This is a genomic window from Shinella sp. GW821-FHT11G07 (assembly GCF_058808115.1).
This window is the reverse complement of sequence record NZ_JBXARJ010000017.1, coordinates 129658-144555: the sequence shown is the minus strand read 5'-3', so window position 1 is coordinate 144555 and position 14898 is coordinate 129658. Positions and strand designations below refer to the sequence as shown.

Sequence of the window (14898 nt, the reverse complement as noted above, 5' to 3'; positions counted from 1 at the left end):
TCTCCTGATCGCCACCCCGATCGTCAAAGCAAAACTCAGATGCACTCGGCGAAGAGACGCTTGGCCGCGTCGAGCGTCAACTCCACCGGATTGCCGCCGGCCGTGGGGTCGACGATCGCCATTTCGGACATTTCGTCGATCCGGTCGGTGCCGACGCCGAGCGCCGACAGCTTGTCCGGCACGCCGAGTTCTTCGCGCAGGCGCAGTACGTAGTCGAAGAAGCCGTCGAAGCCGCCGGCAATGCCGAGATAGGCGGCAGCGCTGACGATCTTCGCCTCGATGGCCGGGCGGTTGAAGGTCAGCACCGGCGGCATCACGACGGCATTGGTCATGCCGTGGTGCGTGTTGTAGATCGCGCCAACCGGGTGCGACAGCGAGTGGATGGCACCTAGCCCCTTCTGGAAGGCGACGGCGCCCATGGCGGCGGCCGACATCATATGGGCGCGGGCATCGATATCCGTGCCGTCCTTGTAGGCGCGCGGCAGGTATTCCTTGACGAGGCGCATGCCTTCAAGCGCGATGCCCTGGCTCATCGGGTGGTAGAACGGTGAGCAATAGGCTTCGAGGCAATGGGCAAACGCGTCCATGCCGGTGCCGGCCGTGATGACCTTCGGCATGCCGACCGTCAGTTCCGGGTCGCAGATCGTCACCGAAGGCAGGAACTTCGGATGGAAGATCACCTTCTTGGTGTGCGTCTCGGAATTGGTGATGACCGAGGCGCGGCCGACTTCCGAACCGGTGCCGGCCGTCGTTGGCACGGCGATGATCGGCGCGATGCCATCGGAATTGGCACGCGTCCACCAGTCGCCGACATCCTCGAAATCCCAGACCGGGCGGGTCTGGCCGGCCATGAAGGCGATTGCCTTGCCGAGATCGAGGCCGGAGCCACCGCCGAAGGCGACGACGCCGTCATGGCCGCCATCCTTGTAGGCCTTGACGCCGGCTTCGAGGTTCTTGTCGTTCGGGTTCGGATCGACCTCGGCGAACATCGCGCGGCCAAGACCGGCGGCAGCGAGGATATCGAGCGCGCCCTGCGTGATCGGCATCGTCGAAAGGCCGCGGTCGGTGACGAGCAGCGGCTTCTTCATGCCGACCGCCTTGCAGTGGTCAGCGAGTTCCTTGATGCGGCCCGCCCCGAACTTGATCGCGGTCGGGTAGCTCCAGTTGGCGGTGATGGTCATGCTCTTCAAGCTTTCCTGAAATGGTAGGATTTCGGTCGGGTAAGGTTGTGGAAGCCGATGACGGAGAGCGAGCCGCCGCGGCCCGTTTCCTTCACACCGGTCCAGCAGAGCGCCGGGTCGAGATAGTCGGCGCGGTTCTGGAACACCGTGCCAGTCTCCAGATCGCGAGCGATCGTCGCGGCGCGGTCGCTGTCCTTCGTCCAGAGCGAGACGGTGAGGCCGTATTTGCAGTCGTTCATCAGCGCGAGCGCTTCCGCGTCGTTCTTCACCTTCATGATGCCGACGGCCGGGCCGAAGGTCTCTTCCGTCATGAACTCCATCGAATGATCGACATCGACGAGAACCTGCGGGGCGACATAAGCGCCGCCGTCATCGGCCGGAAACAGTTTCGGGTCGACCAGCGCCTTGGCGCCCTTCGAGACGGCATCGGCGATCTGCGACCGCACGGTCGCGGCAAAGCGCTTGTGCGCCATCGGGCCGAGGGTGGTGTCCGGATCGAGCGGATTGCCGAGCTTGTAGTTCGACACCCAGGCGACGGACTTTTCGACGAAGGCGTCGTAAAGCTTCTCGTTCACATAGACGCGCTCGATGCCGCAGCAGCACTGGCCGGAATTGTAGGTGGCGCCGTCCATCAGCGTGTCGACGGCGGCGTCGAGGTCGGCGTCTTCCATGACGTAACCCGGATCCTTGCCGCCAAGCTCCAGGCCGACCGGCGTGAAGGTACCGGCGGCGGCGCGCTCGATCGACCGGCCGCCTTCGACGGAACCGGTGAAGTTGACGAAGTCGAAGCTGTTGCCGGCGATCAGCGCGGAGGTCGTGTCATGGTCGAGGAAGACGTTCTGGAAGACGTCTTCCGGCACGCCGGCCTCGGCAAAGGCACGCACGAGGCGTTCGCCCACGAGCAGCGTTTGGGCGGCGTGCTTGATGATGACGACATTGCCAGCCATCAGCGCGGGAGCGATCGTGTTGATCGCCGTCATGTAGGGATAGTTCCACGGCGCGATGACGAAAACGACGCCATGCGGCTCGCGCTCGATGCGGCGCTCGAAGCGCGCGCTGTTCTCGATGACGATCGGCGCCAGCGACGAGCCGGCAATCTCCGCGACATAGTTGGAGCGCTCGTTGAAACCCTTGAACTCACCGCCGTAGCGGACCGGGCGGCCCATCTGCCAGGCGATTTCCGGCACGATCTCGTCGGCCATCTCGTTGACGCGGGCGACGCCCTTCAGCACCAGCTGGATGCGGTCTTCAAGCGGACGCTTCGCCCAGCTCTTCTGTGCCTTCTTGGCGCGGGCAACGACCTCTTGCGCGGCCGCAAGCGGCATCGCCTCGCGCTCGGCATAAACCGAGCCATCCACGGGGGATATGCATTTGATCACAGTCATGATCGACTTCCTGTTTCAGATTATGAACTTTAGCGCCGGACAATAGCCGATCCAGCCACGCGGCAAATATCCCTGAAGGATTACGCCGGGGCCGGTTCGACCTTGACTGGCCGCAGCCTTACGCTCTCTCGAAGCCGCGCGCCACCTCCCAGTCGGTGATGCGGCGATCGTACTCTTCCTGCTCCCATTCGGCAGCACGGACATAGTGATCGATGACGTCATCACCGAAGGCTTCGCGCAGCATCTTGGAACCGGTCAGTGCAGCGGTTGCGCCGCGCAGCGTCTTCGGAATCTCGCGGGCGTCCTTGCCGCCATAGGCGTCACCGACGAAGGGCGCTTCGAGCTCCAGCTTCTCCTCGATGCCGGCAATACCGGCCGCGAGCAGCGCCGCCATGGCGAGATAGGGGTTGAGGTCGGACCCGCCGACGCGGCATTCGATGCGGATGCCCTTGGTGCCCTCGCCGCACAGACGGTAGCCGGCCGTGCGGTTGTCCTTGCTCCAGATCGCCTTGGTCGGCGCAAAGGTGCCGGCAACGAAGCGCTTATAGGAGTTAATATAGGGCGCGAGGAAATAGGTAATCTCGCTGGCATGCGCGAGCAGGCCGGCCACATAGTTGTGCATCAGCTCCGACATGCCGTACTTGGCGTCCTTGTCGAAGAACTTTGCTTCCTTGCCGTCCAGGCTCCACAGCGACTGGTGGATATGCGAGGAGGAGCCGGCGGCGGTGTAGTTCCACTTGGCAAGGAAGGTCACGGACTTGCCGCGCTGCCAGGCGATTTCTTTGGTGGCGTTCTTGATGATCGAATGCCGGTCGGCCATCGTGACGGCCTCGGCATAGCGCACGTTGATTTCCTCCTGGCCGGGCGACGCCTCGCCCTTGGAGTTTTCCACAGGGATGCCGGCGCCCTGCAGGCCCTTGCGCAGCGCGCGCATGACGTCTTCTTCCTTGGTGGTCTGGAAGATGTGGTAGTCCTCGTTGTAGCCGGACGCGGTGCGCAGATCGCGGTAGCCGCTTTCGCGGGCATCGTCGAAGGTCTGGTCAAAGAGGAAGAATTCGAGTTCGCTCGCCATGAAGGCCTTGAGGCCCAGGGCCTCCAGCCGTTTCACCTGCTTCTTGAGGATGGCGCGCGGCGAATGCGGCACTTCCGCGTGGGTATGGTGGTCGAGCACGTCGCACAGCACCAGCGCCGTGCCCTCCAGCCAGGGCAGCTTGCGCAGCGTGGCAAGGTCGGGCTTCATCGTGTAGTCGCCGTAACCGGCAGCCCAGCTCGTCGACTTGTAGCCGGAGACAGTCTCCATCTCCATGTCGGTGGCGAGCAGGTAGTTGCAGCTATGCGTTTCCTCGTAGGCGCTCTCGACAAAATATTCTGCCTGGAAACGCTTGCCCATGAGGCGGCCCTGCATGTCGACGAGGCAGGCGAGAACGGTGTCGATGCGGCCCTCGGCAACATCCTTCTTCAGATCATCGAATGTGTAGGTCATGCTCATGGTTCTTGGTCCCAGAAATGGTGCCCGGCATTCGCCGCGCGTCGGTCGGAAATGAAAACGGGGGCCGCATGCACGGCCCCCGCGCTAAAAATAGTCAGACCTGGCCGACAGCCTTTTCGGCGGCAGCGATCTCGGCCTGGCGACGGGCGACTTCGGCACCGATCGGCGGGCCCTTGAAGCGGCGGTTTTCAAGGCCGAACCAGATGATCGCGGTCAGGACGAGGAAGCCGACGGTGATGTAGAGCGCCCAGTCGTTCGGCGGCTGGATGCCGAGAACGAAGATCAGCACCATGGCGATGATCGACAGGATGGCGAACAGCTTGAAGACGCCTTCGCCGAGGTTCCACGGACCCATCTTGTCCCACTTCGATGTGCCCCAGGCGAAGAGGCCGAGCGCAATCGGGATCGCGAAGGAGAAGAACAGGAAGATGACCGTGCACGATACGACGACCGTATAGACCGGCGTCTCGCCGATCGAGACGAGCGACGAACCCCAGACGAACAGCACCGACAGGATGGAACCGGTCCAGATGGCGGCAACCGGCGTGCGGTAGTTCGGGCTTACCTTCGACAGGCCGCGCGAGAACGGCAGGCCGCCGTCACGCGAGAAGGCGAAGATCATGCGCGAAACGGACGTGACCGTTGCGAGGCCGCACAGCCACTGGGCAATCAGGATGAAGAAGTAGAGAACATCCTTCACCACCGGATGAACCTGCGTGTCCATCGTCCAGAAGAAGACGTTCCAGCCCTGCGCTGCCGCAGCCGCCATGCCTTCGGTGGTGGTGCCGTCGGCATTGGTGACCGAAGCCGGGATCATCAGAACGAAGGAGCACAGCATGATGTAGCCGAAAAGGGCAGACCACAGCACGGAGGAGACCATGCCGCGCGGCACGGACGTCGCCGCCTTGACGGTTTCTTCCGAGGTGTGCGCCGAGGCGTCGTAGCCGGTGATCGTGTAGATCGGCAGCAGCAGACCCAGCAGGAACACCCAGGTGCCGGAATTTTCCGGCCAGACGTTGCCGCCAGCCGCACCGGAATAGTTCGAGAAGGTGAAGAGGCGGCCGATATCGTAGCTGTCGGCTGCAATGAGGCAGACGATGGCGAGCAGGATCGACGTGGCGAAGATCAGGTAGCCGGAGAAGTCCGTCAGCTTGGCCGTGAGGCCGATGCCCATGTGGTTCACGAGCGCCTGCGCGCCGGTGATGACCGCCAGGAAGATGATGCGGGTCGTGGTCGTGTCCTCAAGACCGAAATACGGCGTGCCGAACGAACCCATGAAGAAATAATAGGTGCCGACATTGATGGCGCCGAGCACGGTAACGAGACCGAGCAGGTTGAACCAGGCGGTCAGCCAGCCGGTAAAGCGGTTGCCGAGGATCGAACCCCAGTGGTAAAGGCCGCCGGCCGTCGGATAGGCCGAGCTGATCTGTGCCATGGCGACGGCGAAAACGAGCGAAATGAAGCAGCCGAGCGGCCAGCCGATGCCGATCGCAGCGCCCCCCGCGCCGGATGTCGCCTGCGCCAGCGAATTGATGCCGCCGGAAAGAATGCAAATGATCGAAAAGGACACGGCAAAGTTCGAGAACTGACTCATCCGCCGCTCGAGTTCCTGCGCATAGCCCATGGAATGCAGGACCTGCATATCCTCATGTTTATCGTTATCCGAATAACCTGACATGTTTTTCCCCTGTATCGACTGGTCCCTGGCGGAATTGCCGAGGTCCGCCTGTGTCTGAGGCCCACGAAATGCGTGGGATATGCGCCGCGGACATGCCGCTCCCCGGGTCTTTTTCTTTGTTATGCGGCGGGAAGGCTCTCGATGAGCAATCCCGTCAGATAGTCGGCCACGACCCTCTGGTCGACTTCATCTCGAATGAGGTCGTTGCGGACCTCGATCATCACGTTCAGCAGGCCGTTGGAAAGGCCGTGCTCCTTCAGCGTATGCGTCACGCCGTCTTCCGGTCCATAGGGCTCGTTGCGACGGGTATCGTAGAGGCCACCGGTGCCGGCCGCAGCCAGCATCGCATCGGCGAGGCGCGTATCCGCATCATGCAGGACGCCGATCTCGACAGCCCGCGGCTTGCCGAAATAGACCGGCGTAAAACTGTGCATGGTCACGATGACAGGCGCCCTGCCCTCTGCGACCCGGTCCTTCACCAAACGGGACAGTTTTTCGCGGAACGGCAGGTAGAGCGCTTCCGTGCGGGCGTCGCGCGCCGCCTGGTCGAGGCCGATATTACCGGAAACATCAAAGACCTCGCTCTTTTCCGGCATGGCGGCCGGCGATTCCGGCGGGCGGTTGCAATCATAGACGAGGCGGGAAAAACGCTGGAAAATCAGTGTGGCATCAAGGCTCTTCGCCATCAAGCGCGACACGGCGAGCGCACCCGGATCCCAGGCGATGTGGCTCGCCAGCGCCTCGTCGGACAGGCCGAGCGTGCCGAGCGATTTGGGCAGAAGACGCGATGCGTGCTCGCAGACAAGAATGACCCGGCCCCGTGCAGACGCGTTTTCAAGGGCGACAGGGTCGCCCTCCTCTCCAGTCAGAATTCCCATGAGCCTGATCCCCTCGACCGGCTTTTGTCATTACTGAAAAGAATTCTTCACAGTTCGGCCGCTGTCAACGGGGGAATGAAAAAATCTCTTCAAAAAAACATTTGACTCGAATTGTGACAGCGCGTTTTATTTCGAAAACCCCGGCGAAGACCGGGTGCAGGGGAACAATTTGACTCTCAACCAAGCATCCATGACGGTGTCGGATGTGATCAATGCCCATTTCGACTCGCTGACGCGCGCCGAAAGGCAGCTGGCCACGTCACTGCTCGACAACTACCCCGTCTCCGGCCTCGGCAGCATCACGACTGTCGCGGAGAACGCCGGCGTGTCCACGCCGACCGTTGCGCGCATGGTGCAGAAGCTCGGCTTTCGCGGCTTTCCGGATTTCCAGGCCCGCCTGCACCATGAGCTGGAAGCCACGCTTTCGAACCCGATCACCAAGCACGACCGCTGGGCGGCCAAGGCGCCGGGCACGCATATCCTGAACCGCTTCGCCGACGCGATCATGACCAATCTGCGCCAGACGCTCTCGCAGATGGAAACCGCCGAATTCGACAGCGCCGCCACCCTGCTGGCCGATCGCCAGCGCAGCATCTACATCATCGGCGGCCGCATCACGAAGGCGCTTGCCGACTATCTCTTCACGCATCTCCAGGTCATCCGCCCGAACGTCACGCAGATCGCCTCCAATCCCAGCTCCTGGCCGCATTATGTGCTGAACATGAAGGCCGGCGACGTGCTGGTGATCTTCGATATCCGCCGCTACGAGCAGGAAATGGAGACGCTCGGCCGGGTGGCGCGCGAGCGCGGCGTGGAAATCGTCCTCTTCACCGACCAATGGGCCTCGCCCGTCGCCAAGGTGGCTGCGAAGGTTTTCCGGGTCCATATCGAGGCGCCGTCAGCGTGGGATTCGTCCGTCGTGACGCTGTTCATCGTCGAAGCGCTGATCGAAGCGGTGCAGAGTTCGGGCTGGGAAGAAACCAGCGGCCGAATGAAGACGCTGGAGGGCCTCTTCGAGGCCAGCCGGCTTTTCCGCAAGCCTCGGCCGGAGGCGCCCGGCAAATCCTGACAGACATACGAAAAAACCGAAACAAAACTGTCACATAACCTTCATCTGCCACCAGTATCAGCTTCGCCGAAGTTGACTGACACACCAAAGGAGAACACCCGTGATGTCACAAACGAAACGTCTGCTTTCGCTCTCCACTGCCCTGGCGATCGCGCTTCCGTCACTCGCCCTCGCCGAGCCGAGCGCCGAGCTCATCGAAGCTGCGAAAAAGGAAGGCATGCTGACGACGATCGCACTGCCGCACGACTGGTGCGGCTACGGTGACGTCATCGCCTCCTTCAAGGCGAAGTATCCGGAAATCCAGGTCAACGAACTGAACCCTGACGCCGGTTCGGCCGATGAAGTTGAAGCGATCAAGGCCAACAAGGACAACAAGGGCCCGCAGTCGCCCGACGTAATCGACGTCGGTCTCGCCTTCGGTCCGCAGGCAAAGGCCGAAGGCCTGCTGCAGCCCTACAAGGTCTCCACCTGGGACGAGATCCCGGATACCATCAAGGACGCCGAAGGCTTCTGGTACGGCGACTATTACGGCGTGATGTCGCTTTTGGTGAACAAGGACCTCGTTGCCAACACGCCAAAGGATTGGGCCGACCTCCTGAAGCCGGAATATGCCGGACAGGTTGCCCTCGCCGGCGACCCGCGCGCGTCGAACCAGGCCATTCTCGGTGTTCTCGCCGCCGGTCTCGGCAAGGGTGCAAAGTCCGGCAAGGAAGCCGGTGAAGCTGGCCTCGCCTACTTCGCCGAGCTGAACAAGGCCGGCAACTTCGTTCCGGTCATCGGCAAGTCGGGCACGCTCGCTCAGGGTTCGACCCCGATCGTCATCGCCTGGGACTACAACGCACTCGGCTGGGCCAAGACCCTCAACGGCAACCCCCCGACCGAAGTCGTCGTTCCGGCATCGGGCGTCCTCGCCGGCGTCTACGTTCAGGGTATCTCGGCCTACGCGCCGCACCCGAACGCTGCCAAGCTGTGGATGGAGCACCTCTACTCCGACGAAGGTCAGCTCGGCTGGCTGAAGGGCTATTGCCACCCGGCACGCTTCAACGCCATGGTCAAGGCCGGCAAGGTTCCGCAGGACCTGATCGACGCCCTGCCGCCGGCAGCATCCTATGAAAAGGCCTACTTCCCGACGCTCGAGGAAGTAGACGCCAACAAGGCTGCCGTCACCGGCGCCTGGGATTCCGTCGTCGGCGCGAACGTGCAGTAAACGACATCCTGCGTCGCCCCGGTCATCAGGCCGGGGCGACGTCTGCGGTATGCCAATGACGGCAACCCTCTCGAGGTTTTCTTAATGTCATCAGACAGCTCAGCCGCGACACCTCAAACGCGAGCGCCCTTCCGCCTCCCGCTGCATTGGCTGGGCGCGGCACCGTTCGCGATCTTCGTCCTGTTGTTCCTGATCATGCCGACGATGCGCATCGTCATCGGCGCCTTCCAGACACCGGACGGAAGCTTCACCCTGGACAACATCCGTGGCCTCTTCACCACGTCGATCCTTTCGGCTTACTGGATCTCGATCAAGATCAGCATCGCCTCCGCGCTTCTCGGCTGCCTGATCGGCTTTTCCGTCGCTGCCGCCGCGGTACTCGGTGGCCTACCGAAGTGGATCCGCGGCCCGCTGCTGACCTTTTCCGGCGTCGCCTCCAACTTTGCCGGCGTACCGCTCGCCTTCGCCTTTCTCGCGACGCTCGGCCCGGTCGGCCTTCTGACCGTGTTCCTGAAGACGCAGATCGGCATCGACCTGCGCGCACTCGGCTTCAACATCCTCTCCTTCTGGGGCCTGACGGTCACCTACCTGTTCTTCCAGATCCCGCTGATGATCCTCATCATTACGCCGGCCCTCGACGGCCTGAAGCGCGAGTGGCGCGAAGCCGCCCAGATCCTTGGCGCGACAAATACCCAATACTGGCGCATGGTCGCCTTCCCGATCCTGCTGCCCTCCTTCCTCGGTACGCTGGCGCTGCTCTTCGCCAATGCCTTCGGCGCTGTTGCGACGGCAATCGCGCTGACCGGCTCCTCGCTCAACATCGTGCCGATCCTGTTGTTCGCGCAGATCCGCGGTGACGTGCTTGGCAATCCGCATCTCGGCTATGCGCTGGCCTTCGGCATGATCGTTGTGACCGGCATCGCCAACACGATCTACATTTGGCTTCGCGCCCGCAGCGAAAGGTGGCTGAAATGAAGAAGTTCTGGGCCTGGGGCGCCCTCATCTTCGGGCTGCTCTATTTCATCCTGCCGCTGCTCGGCATGACCAATTTCTCCTTGAAGATGCGTCGCGGCGTCTATTCGTTCGACGCCTATGCGGTCGTGCTCGGCGACCCGCGCTTCCAGGAAACCTTCACATATTCCATCCTGATGGCGCTCGCGACGATCATCTTCGGCGTGCTGCTGGTGGTGCCCACTGCCTACTGGGTGCGTCTGAAGCTGCCGGGCCTTCGCCCCTATATCGAGTTCATCACGCTGCTGCCGCTGGTCATCCCGGCGATCGTCATCGTCTTCGGCTATATCCGGCTCTACAACACGTCGAGCTGGCTGCCGCTGACCGGCTCGATCACCGGCACGAACATCCTCCTGATGTTCGGCTACGCAACGCTGTCGCTGCCCTACATGTACCGCTCGGTCGATACCGGTCTGCGCTCCATCGACATAGCCACGCTGACCGAAGCCGCCCAGAGCCTCGGCGCCGGCTGGACGACGATCCTGGCAAAGATCATCCTGCCGAACGTGCTGGTCGCGGTTCTCTCCGGCGCCTTCCTGACCTTCGCCATCGTCATCGGCGAGTTCACCATGGCCGCCCTGCTCAATCGTCCGGCATTCGGGCCCTACATGCAGCTGCTCGGCGCCAACCGTGCCTATGAACCGGCGGCGCTCGCCGTGATGTCCTTCGCCTTGACCTGGGGCTGCCTCGGCTTGATCCAGCTTGTTTCCCGTTTCCAGAAGGGCGCGCAAAGCGCCGCCTAAGGATCTTTCATGAGCTTTCTCACCCTCACCAGCATCCAGAAGTCCTTTGGCCCCGTGCAGGTCGTCAAGGACTTCAACATGTCGATCGAAAAGGGCGAGTTCGTCTCGTTCCTCGGACCATCGGGTTGCGGCAAGACCACCGTGCTGCGCATGATCGCCGGCTTCGAGACCCCCTCGGGCGGCGGCATCACCATCGATGGCAAGAGCCAGGTGAACCTGCGCCCGAACCAGCGCAACATCGGCATGGTCTTCCAGGCTTACGCGCTTTTCCCCAACATGAACGTCGCGGAAAACGTCGCCTTCGGCCTCAAGGTCGCCGGCCGGCCGAAAGCCGAGATCGACGCCCGCGTCAAGGAAATGCTCGGCCTCATCAAGCTTGATCATCTGGCCGACCGTTACCCCTACCAGATGTCCGGCGGCCAGCAGCAGCGCGTGGCGCTCGCCCGCGCACTCGCCCCGAAGCCGCAGGTTCTACTGCTCGACGAACCGCTCTCCGCGCTCGACGCCAAGATCCGCGTCTCGCTGCGCGAAGAAATCCGCATGATCCAGCAGCAGCTCGGCATCACCACGGTCTTCGTCACGCATGACCAGGAAGAAGCCCTGTCGATCTCCGACCGCATCGTCGTGATGAACGCCGGCAAGGCCGACCAGATCGGCAAGCCGGCCGATATCTACAACCGCCCGGCCACCCGCTTCGTCGCGAACTTCGTCGGTACGCTGAATCTCATCGAGGCAAAGGTCGTCGATCCGGCAACGAACCGCATCTCGATCGGCGACCAGGGTGTGACGTTGCGCGAGCCGCTCGGCGCCTTGAAGGCCGGCGACACGGTTTCGCTGGCGCTGCGTCCGGAAGCCGGCTCGACGGCACCTGACGCCAAGGGCGACACGGCGCTAACCGGCGAGGTTACCTCCTCCAACTTCCTCGGTTCGGTCATCCGCACCCGCATGAAGGTGGGGGATGCCATCATCTCCTTCGACATGTTCAACAGCCCCGGCCTGGTGCCGCCGGCCGTCGGCGAAACGTCGACGCTGCGCTTCACCGCAGGCGACCTCCTCATCATCCGCGACTAAGACGGCAGTTTCATTCCAAGCCTTGCAGAAGGCTTGGAAAAATCTGTCGTGAATTGTGCGTTTTCCGTCGCCTGCGGATTTGATCTCCGTGCGGTGGCCGGCTAAGCTTCCATCGTTCTCAGGGCGGGGTGAAACTCCCCACCGGCGGTATCGGCCATTCTTCCCGACAGGAAGCATTCCGGAGCCCGCGAGCGCCTTCCGCCAAAACGGAAGGGTCAGCAGATCCGGTGCGATGCCGGAGCCGACGGTCATAGTCCGGATGGAAGAGAGCAAGCAGGAGGCACCCGCCGCAAGGTGGGTCAGCGTGCCTCATGCGTGTTCGCCCAAGGGGATCATTGAAAAATGGCTCAACCCTTGAAAGGCCTAGACATGAATGCGAATGCCACCCCCTCCTCCCGGATCGCCGTCATCCGTGCCCGCTGGCACGCCGGCATCGTCGACCAGGCGGTCAACTCCTTCGTTGCCGAATGGGCAGCGCTCGGCGGCCGCGCCGAAGATGTCGATGTGATCGACGTACCGGGCGCGCTGGAAATCCCGCTGCACGCCCAGCTTCTTGCAAAGACCGGCCGCTACTCCGCCATCCTCGGCGTTGCGCTCGTCGTCGATGGCGGCATCTACCGTCACGATTTCGTCGCCGGCACGGTCGTCGATGCCATCGTACGCGTCGGCCTCGACACCAATGTGCCGGTGCTCTCCGCCGTGCTGACCCCGCACAATTTCCAGGAATCGGAAGCCCACATCGCGTTTTTCCGCGAGCACTTCGTCCTCAAGGGCAAGGAAGCCGCCAACGCCGCCCGCCAGATCATCGACGCCCGCGCACAGGTGGCGCTCGCTTCCGTCGCTTGAATCAACGTCTCAACAGCCTGACTCAATCCGACAGGATGAGATGGCAAACCGTTGAAAAGACTCAAGGGAGCCCGGCAGCAATACCGGGCTTTTTTGTTGGCGAGCTCCGCCCCACTCTCCGTCATGGTCGGGCCTGACCCGACCATCCACGCCACACCTGCCGCATGGATCCTCGGGGCAGGCCCGAGGATGACGGAGGACGAAGCGTGCTTTCCCAACCCTGACCAGGGTTTGTCGTCCTGACTAGGATTGCAAGTTCTTCAGATAAATCGACAGCAACTGGATCTGCGAGGAAATCCCGAGCTTGCGGTAGACGTTGCGGCGATGGACCTTCACCGTGCCGGTGGAGATATCGAGCTTCAGCCCGATCGATTCCGACGAATGGCCTTGCAGCACCAGTTCGATGATCGAGGCCTCGCGGTCCGTAAGATTGAGCCTACGCCAGACGCGGTCCGCCGCACTCACCGGCTCACTGCGCCGTCCGCGCCCCTGCCCCGTATCCGCAAAGCGCCCCGCGAGATCACCCCAGGCCCGGCGCACGAAGGCGGTGGCGAAGGGTTCCACATCGTTGAGCAACCCGTATTCCGCAGCCGGGAAGATGCCGGTCTTCTCCCGCCGCATCAACGAGACGACGACCGTGACACCATCGGCGGTCGGCACAAAGAAGCCGAGCTCTTCGGCAAGCCGGGTCTGAGAGTAGTAGGTGCGGTAATATTCGCTCGAGAAGAAGCGATCCGGCGCCAGCTCCCGCATGCGGAAAACGCCGGCCCGGGCCGCGCGGCTCGTGTGGTAGAACGGGTCGAGCAGGTAGGGGCCGGCCTGATAGAGCGTCACAAAGACATGATGGTCATCCGCATCGAAGGTGCTGAACAGGTCGATCGGCCGGGCCTTGTCGCGGTAGGCGAAGATGACCATGTCGTCGAAGCGCACGAGCGCCCGCATCATCGCCAGCAAGGTTTCGCCAGTCTTCCGATCAGACGTCTCCGCAGCGCCCGTCCAGTCGGCAAGCGTATGGAAAAGTGCCTTGAAATCGACCTGCATGGCGTTTCTGCTCCCCAGTTCCGCGCGCGGTAAACCTCTGCCGCCGTCGCAGGGGTATACTCCTCCCACAGCCGATTTATGGATAAAATACCTCTCTCGGGGTATATACCAACCGGCCGGCCGCTGACTAGCATTCGAGTTGACGGTGGCCATGGCGGCAAAGATCGCTGAGAGACCAACAACCGCAGGGAACAGACGTGACATCCGCCCCAACGAACGACATCGAGTTCCGTTCGGTGACCAAGCGCTATGGCGCGGTGACCGCGGTCTCCGACATCAACCTCGCCGTGCCGAAGGGCGCCTTCGTGGCGCTTCTCGGCCCCTCCGGCTGCGGCAAGACCACCTGTCTGCGTATGATCGGCGGCTTCGAGCAGCCGAGCGAAGGCGACGTGATGATTGCCGGCAGCGTCGTCAACGGCGTGCCGGCCTACCGACGCCCCGTCAACATGGTGTTCCAGCAATACGCCCTCTTCCCACATTTCGATGTCGAGCAGAACGTCGCCTATGGCCTGAAGCAGCTTCGGCCGAAACTGCCGACCGCGGAAATCTCCCGCCGCGTCGGCGAGGCGCTGGAGATGGTCCGCCTTTCCGGTTTTGCCAAGCGCCGCATCCATGAAATGTCCGGCGGCCAGCAGCAGCGCGTGGCGCTCGCCCGCGCCCTCGTCAACAAGCCCTCGGTGCTGCTGCTCGATGAACCGCTGGCGGCCCTCGACAAGAAGCTGCGCTCCGCCATGCAGATCGAGCTTCAAACCCTTCAACGCGATCTCGGCATCACCTTCGTGCTCGTCACCCACGATCAGGAAGAAGCGCTCTCGATGAGCGACCTTGTCTGTGTGATGAGCGCCGGCAACATCCGCCAGCTCGCCACGCCGCAGGAAGTCTACGACCGTCCGGCCGATCTCTTTGTCGCCGACTTCGTCGGCAAGACGAACCGCCTCGATGGCATGCTGGAAGCCGGCGGCACCGTGCGCCTCCGCAACGGTTCGGCGCTTGCCGCCTCCCGCAGCGAGCTTGCCCCCGGCGCCGTCACCGTCGCACTACGGCCGGAGGCAATCCGCCTGTCCCGTCAGGCCGAGGGCGCCACACTCGAAGGCATCGTCACCCATCGCATCTTTCTCGGCTCGGCCGCCGAATATTCCGTCTCCGTCGCCGGTCTCGGCGACCTGCTGGTCACCGCCGAACGCCACAGCCAATCAGAAAACGACCTCGTCGCACCGGGCGAGCGGGTCGCAATAAGCTTCGATCCCGGCACTGCGCATATCTTTCCAGCCTGAGGGAAACAGGCCCGTCACAACAACA

At 62.7% G+C, this 14898-nt stretch carries 13 protein-coding genes and 1 riboswitch; of the genes, 7 read left to right on the top strand and 6 right to left on the bottom strand.

Translation table 11 applies throughout. From position 1 onward, the window contains the following. Nucleotides 1-35: 35 nt before the first annotated feature. The 5 genes from AC1RT2_RS26950 to AC1RT2_RS26930 form a co-directional block, all read right to left on the bottom strand. Nucleotides 36-1181, bottom strand: coding sequence for an iron-containing alcohol dehydrogenase (locus tag AC1RT2_RS26950; RefSeq protein WP_493106933.1), 1146 nt, complete (start codon nt 1179-1181; stop codon nt 36-38). A 5-nt stretch (nt 1182-1186) separates the two neighbouring features. After that, the gene (locus tag AC1RT2_RS26945) at nt 1187-2566 is read right to left on the bottom strand and encodes an aldehyde dehydrogenase family protein (protein WP_493106931.1); all 1380 of its coding nucleotides are present in this window, start codon (nt 2564-2566) and stop codon (nt 1187-1189) included. Between the two features lie 118 nt (nt 2567-2684). Continuing rightward, nucleotides 2685-4049, bottom strand: coding sequence for a glutamine synthetase family protein (locus AC1RT2_RS26940; protein ID WP_150130017.1), 1365 nt, complete (start codon nt 4047-4049; stop codon nt 2685-2687). Nucleotides 4050-4149: 100 nt separating this feature from the next. Next, the gene (locus tag AC1RT2_RS26935) at nt 4150-5733 is read right to left on the bottom strand and encodes an amino acid permease (protein WP_493106929.1); all 1584 of its coding nucleotides are present in this window, start codon (nt 5731-5733) and stop codon (nt 4150-4152) included. A 119-nt stretch (nt 5734-5852) separates the two neighbouring features. Then, entirely contained in the window at nt 5853-6611 is a 759-nt protein-coding gene (locus AC1RT2_RS26930) for an N-formylglutamate amidohydrolase (RefSeq protein WP_493106927.1), read from the bottom strand. Between the two features lie 190 nt (nt 6612-6801). Here AC1RT2_RS26930 and AC1RT2_RS26925 point away from each other — a divergent pair, with 190 nt between their 5' ends. The 6 genes from AC1RT2_RS26925 (at nt 6802) to AC1RT2_RS26900 (ending at nt 12558) form a co-directional block, all read left to right on the top strand. After that, nucleotides 6802-7680, top strand: coding sequence for a MurR/RpiR family transcriptional regulator (locus AC1RT2_RS26925; RefSeq protein WP_493106953.1), 879 nt, complete (start codon nt 6802-6804; stop codon nt 7678-7680). Nucleotides 7681-7783: 103 nt separating this feature from the next. Next, nucleotides 7784-8887, top strand: coding sequence for an ABC transporter substrate-binding protein (locus AC1RT2_RS26920; protein WP_493106925.1), 1104 nt, complete (start codon nt 7784-7786; stop codon nt 8885-8887). A gap of 84 nt (nt 8888-8971) precedes the next feature. Beyond that, nucleotides 8972-9862, top strand: coding sequence for an ABC transporter permease (locus AC1RT2_RS26915; RefSeq protein WP_069058271.1), 891 nt, complete (start codon nt 8972-8974; stop codon nt 9860-9862). Beyond that, nucleotides 9859-10641: an ABC transporter permease gene (locus tag AC1RT2_RS26910; RefSeq protein ID WP_069058270.1), complete on the top strand. Its 783-nt coding sequence runs from the start codon at nt 9859-9861 to the stop codon at nt 10639-10641. Before AC1RT2_RS26915 ends, AC1RT2_RS26910 begins: the two co-directional genes overlap by 4 nt. Nucleotides 10642-10650: 9 nt before the next feature. Beyond that, on the top strand, nt 10651-11712 hold the full coding sequence (locus AC1RT2_RS26905; RefSeq protein WP_069058269.1) for an ABC transporter ATP-binding protein: 1062 nt from the start codon (nt 10651-10653) through the stop codon (nt 11710-11712). Between the two features lie 110 nt (nt 11713-11822). Then, nucleotides 11823-11987, top strand: a riboswitch (FMN riboswitch). Between the two features lie 94 nt (nt 11988-12081). Beyond that, nucleotides 12082-12558 (top strand): 6,7-dimethyl-8-ribityllumazine synthase, encoded by a 477-nt coding sequence (locus AC1RT2_RS26900; RefSeq protein WP_069058268.1) that lies wholly within the window; start codon nt 12082-12084, stop codon nt 12556-12558. Between the two features lie 243 nt (nt 12559-12801). On the opposite strand, the gene AC1RT2_RS26895 is transcribed toward AC1RT2_RS26900, so the two are convergent. Next, a complete protein-coding gene (locus tag AC1RT2_RS26895) occupies nt 12802-13599 on the bottom strand; it encodes a helix-turn-helix transcriptional regulator (RefSeq protein WP_493106921.1) in 798 nt (265 codons plus the stop codon). A gap of 197 nt (nt 13600-13796) precedes the next feature. Between AC1RT2_RS26895 and AC1RT2_RS26890 the strand changes: the two genes are divergently transcribed. Further along, nucleotides 13797-14873, top strand: a complete 1077-nt coding sequence (locus AC1RT2_RS26890; protein WP_493106919.1) for an ABC transporter ATP-binding protein — start codon at nt 13797-13799, stop codon at nt 14871-14873. Nucleotides 14874-14898 lie beyond the last annotated feature (25 nt).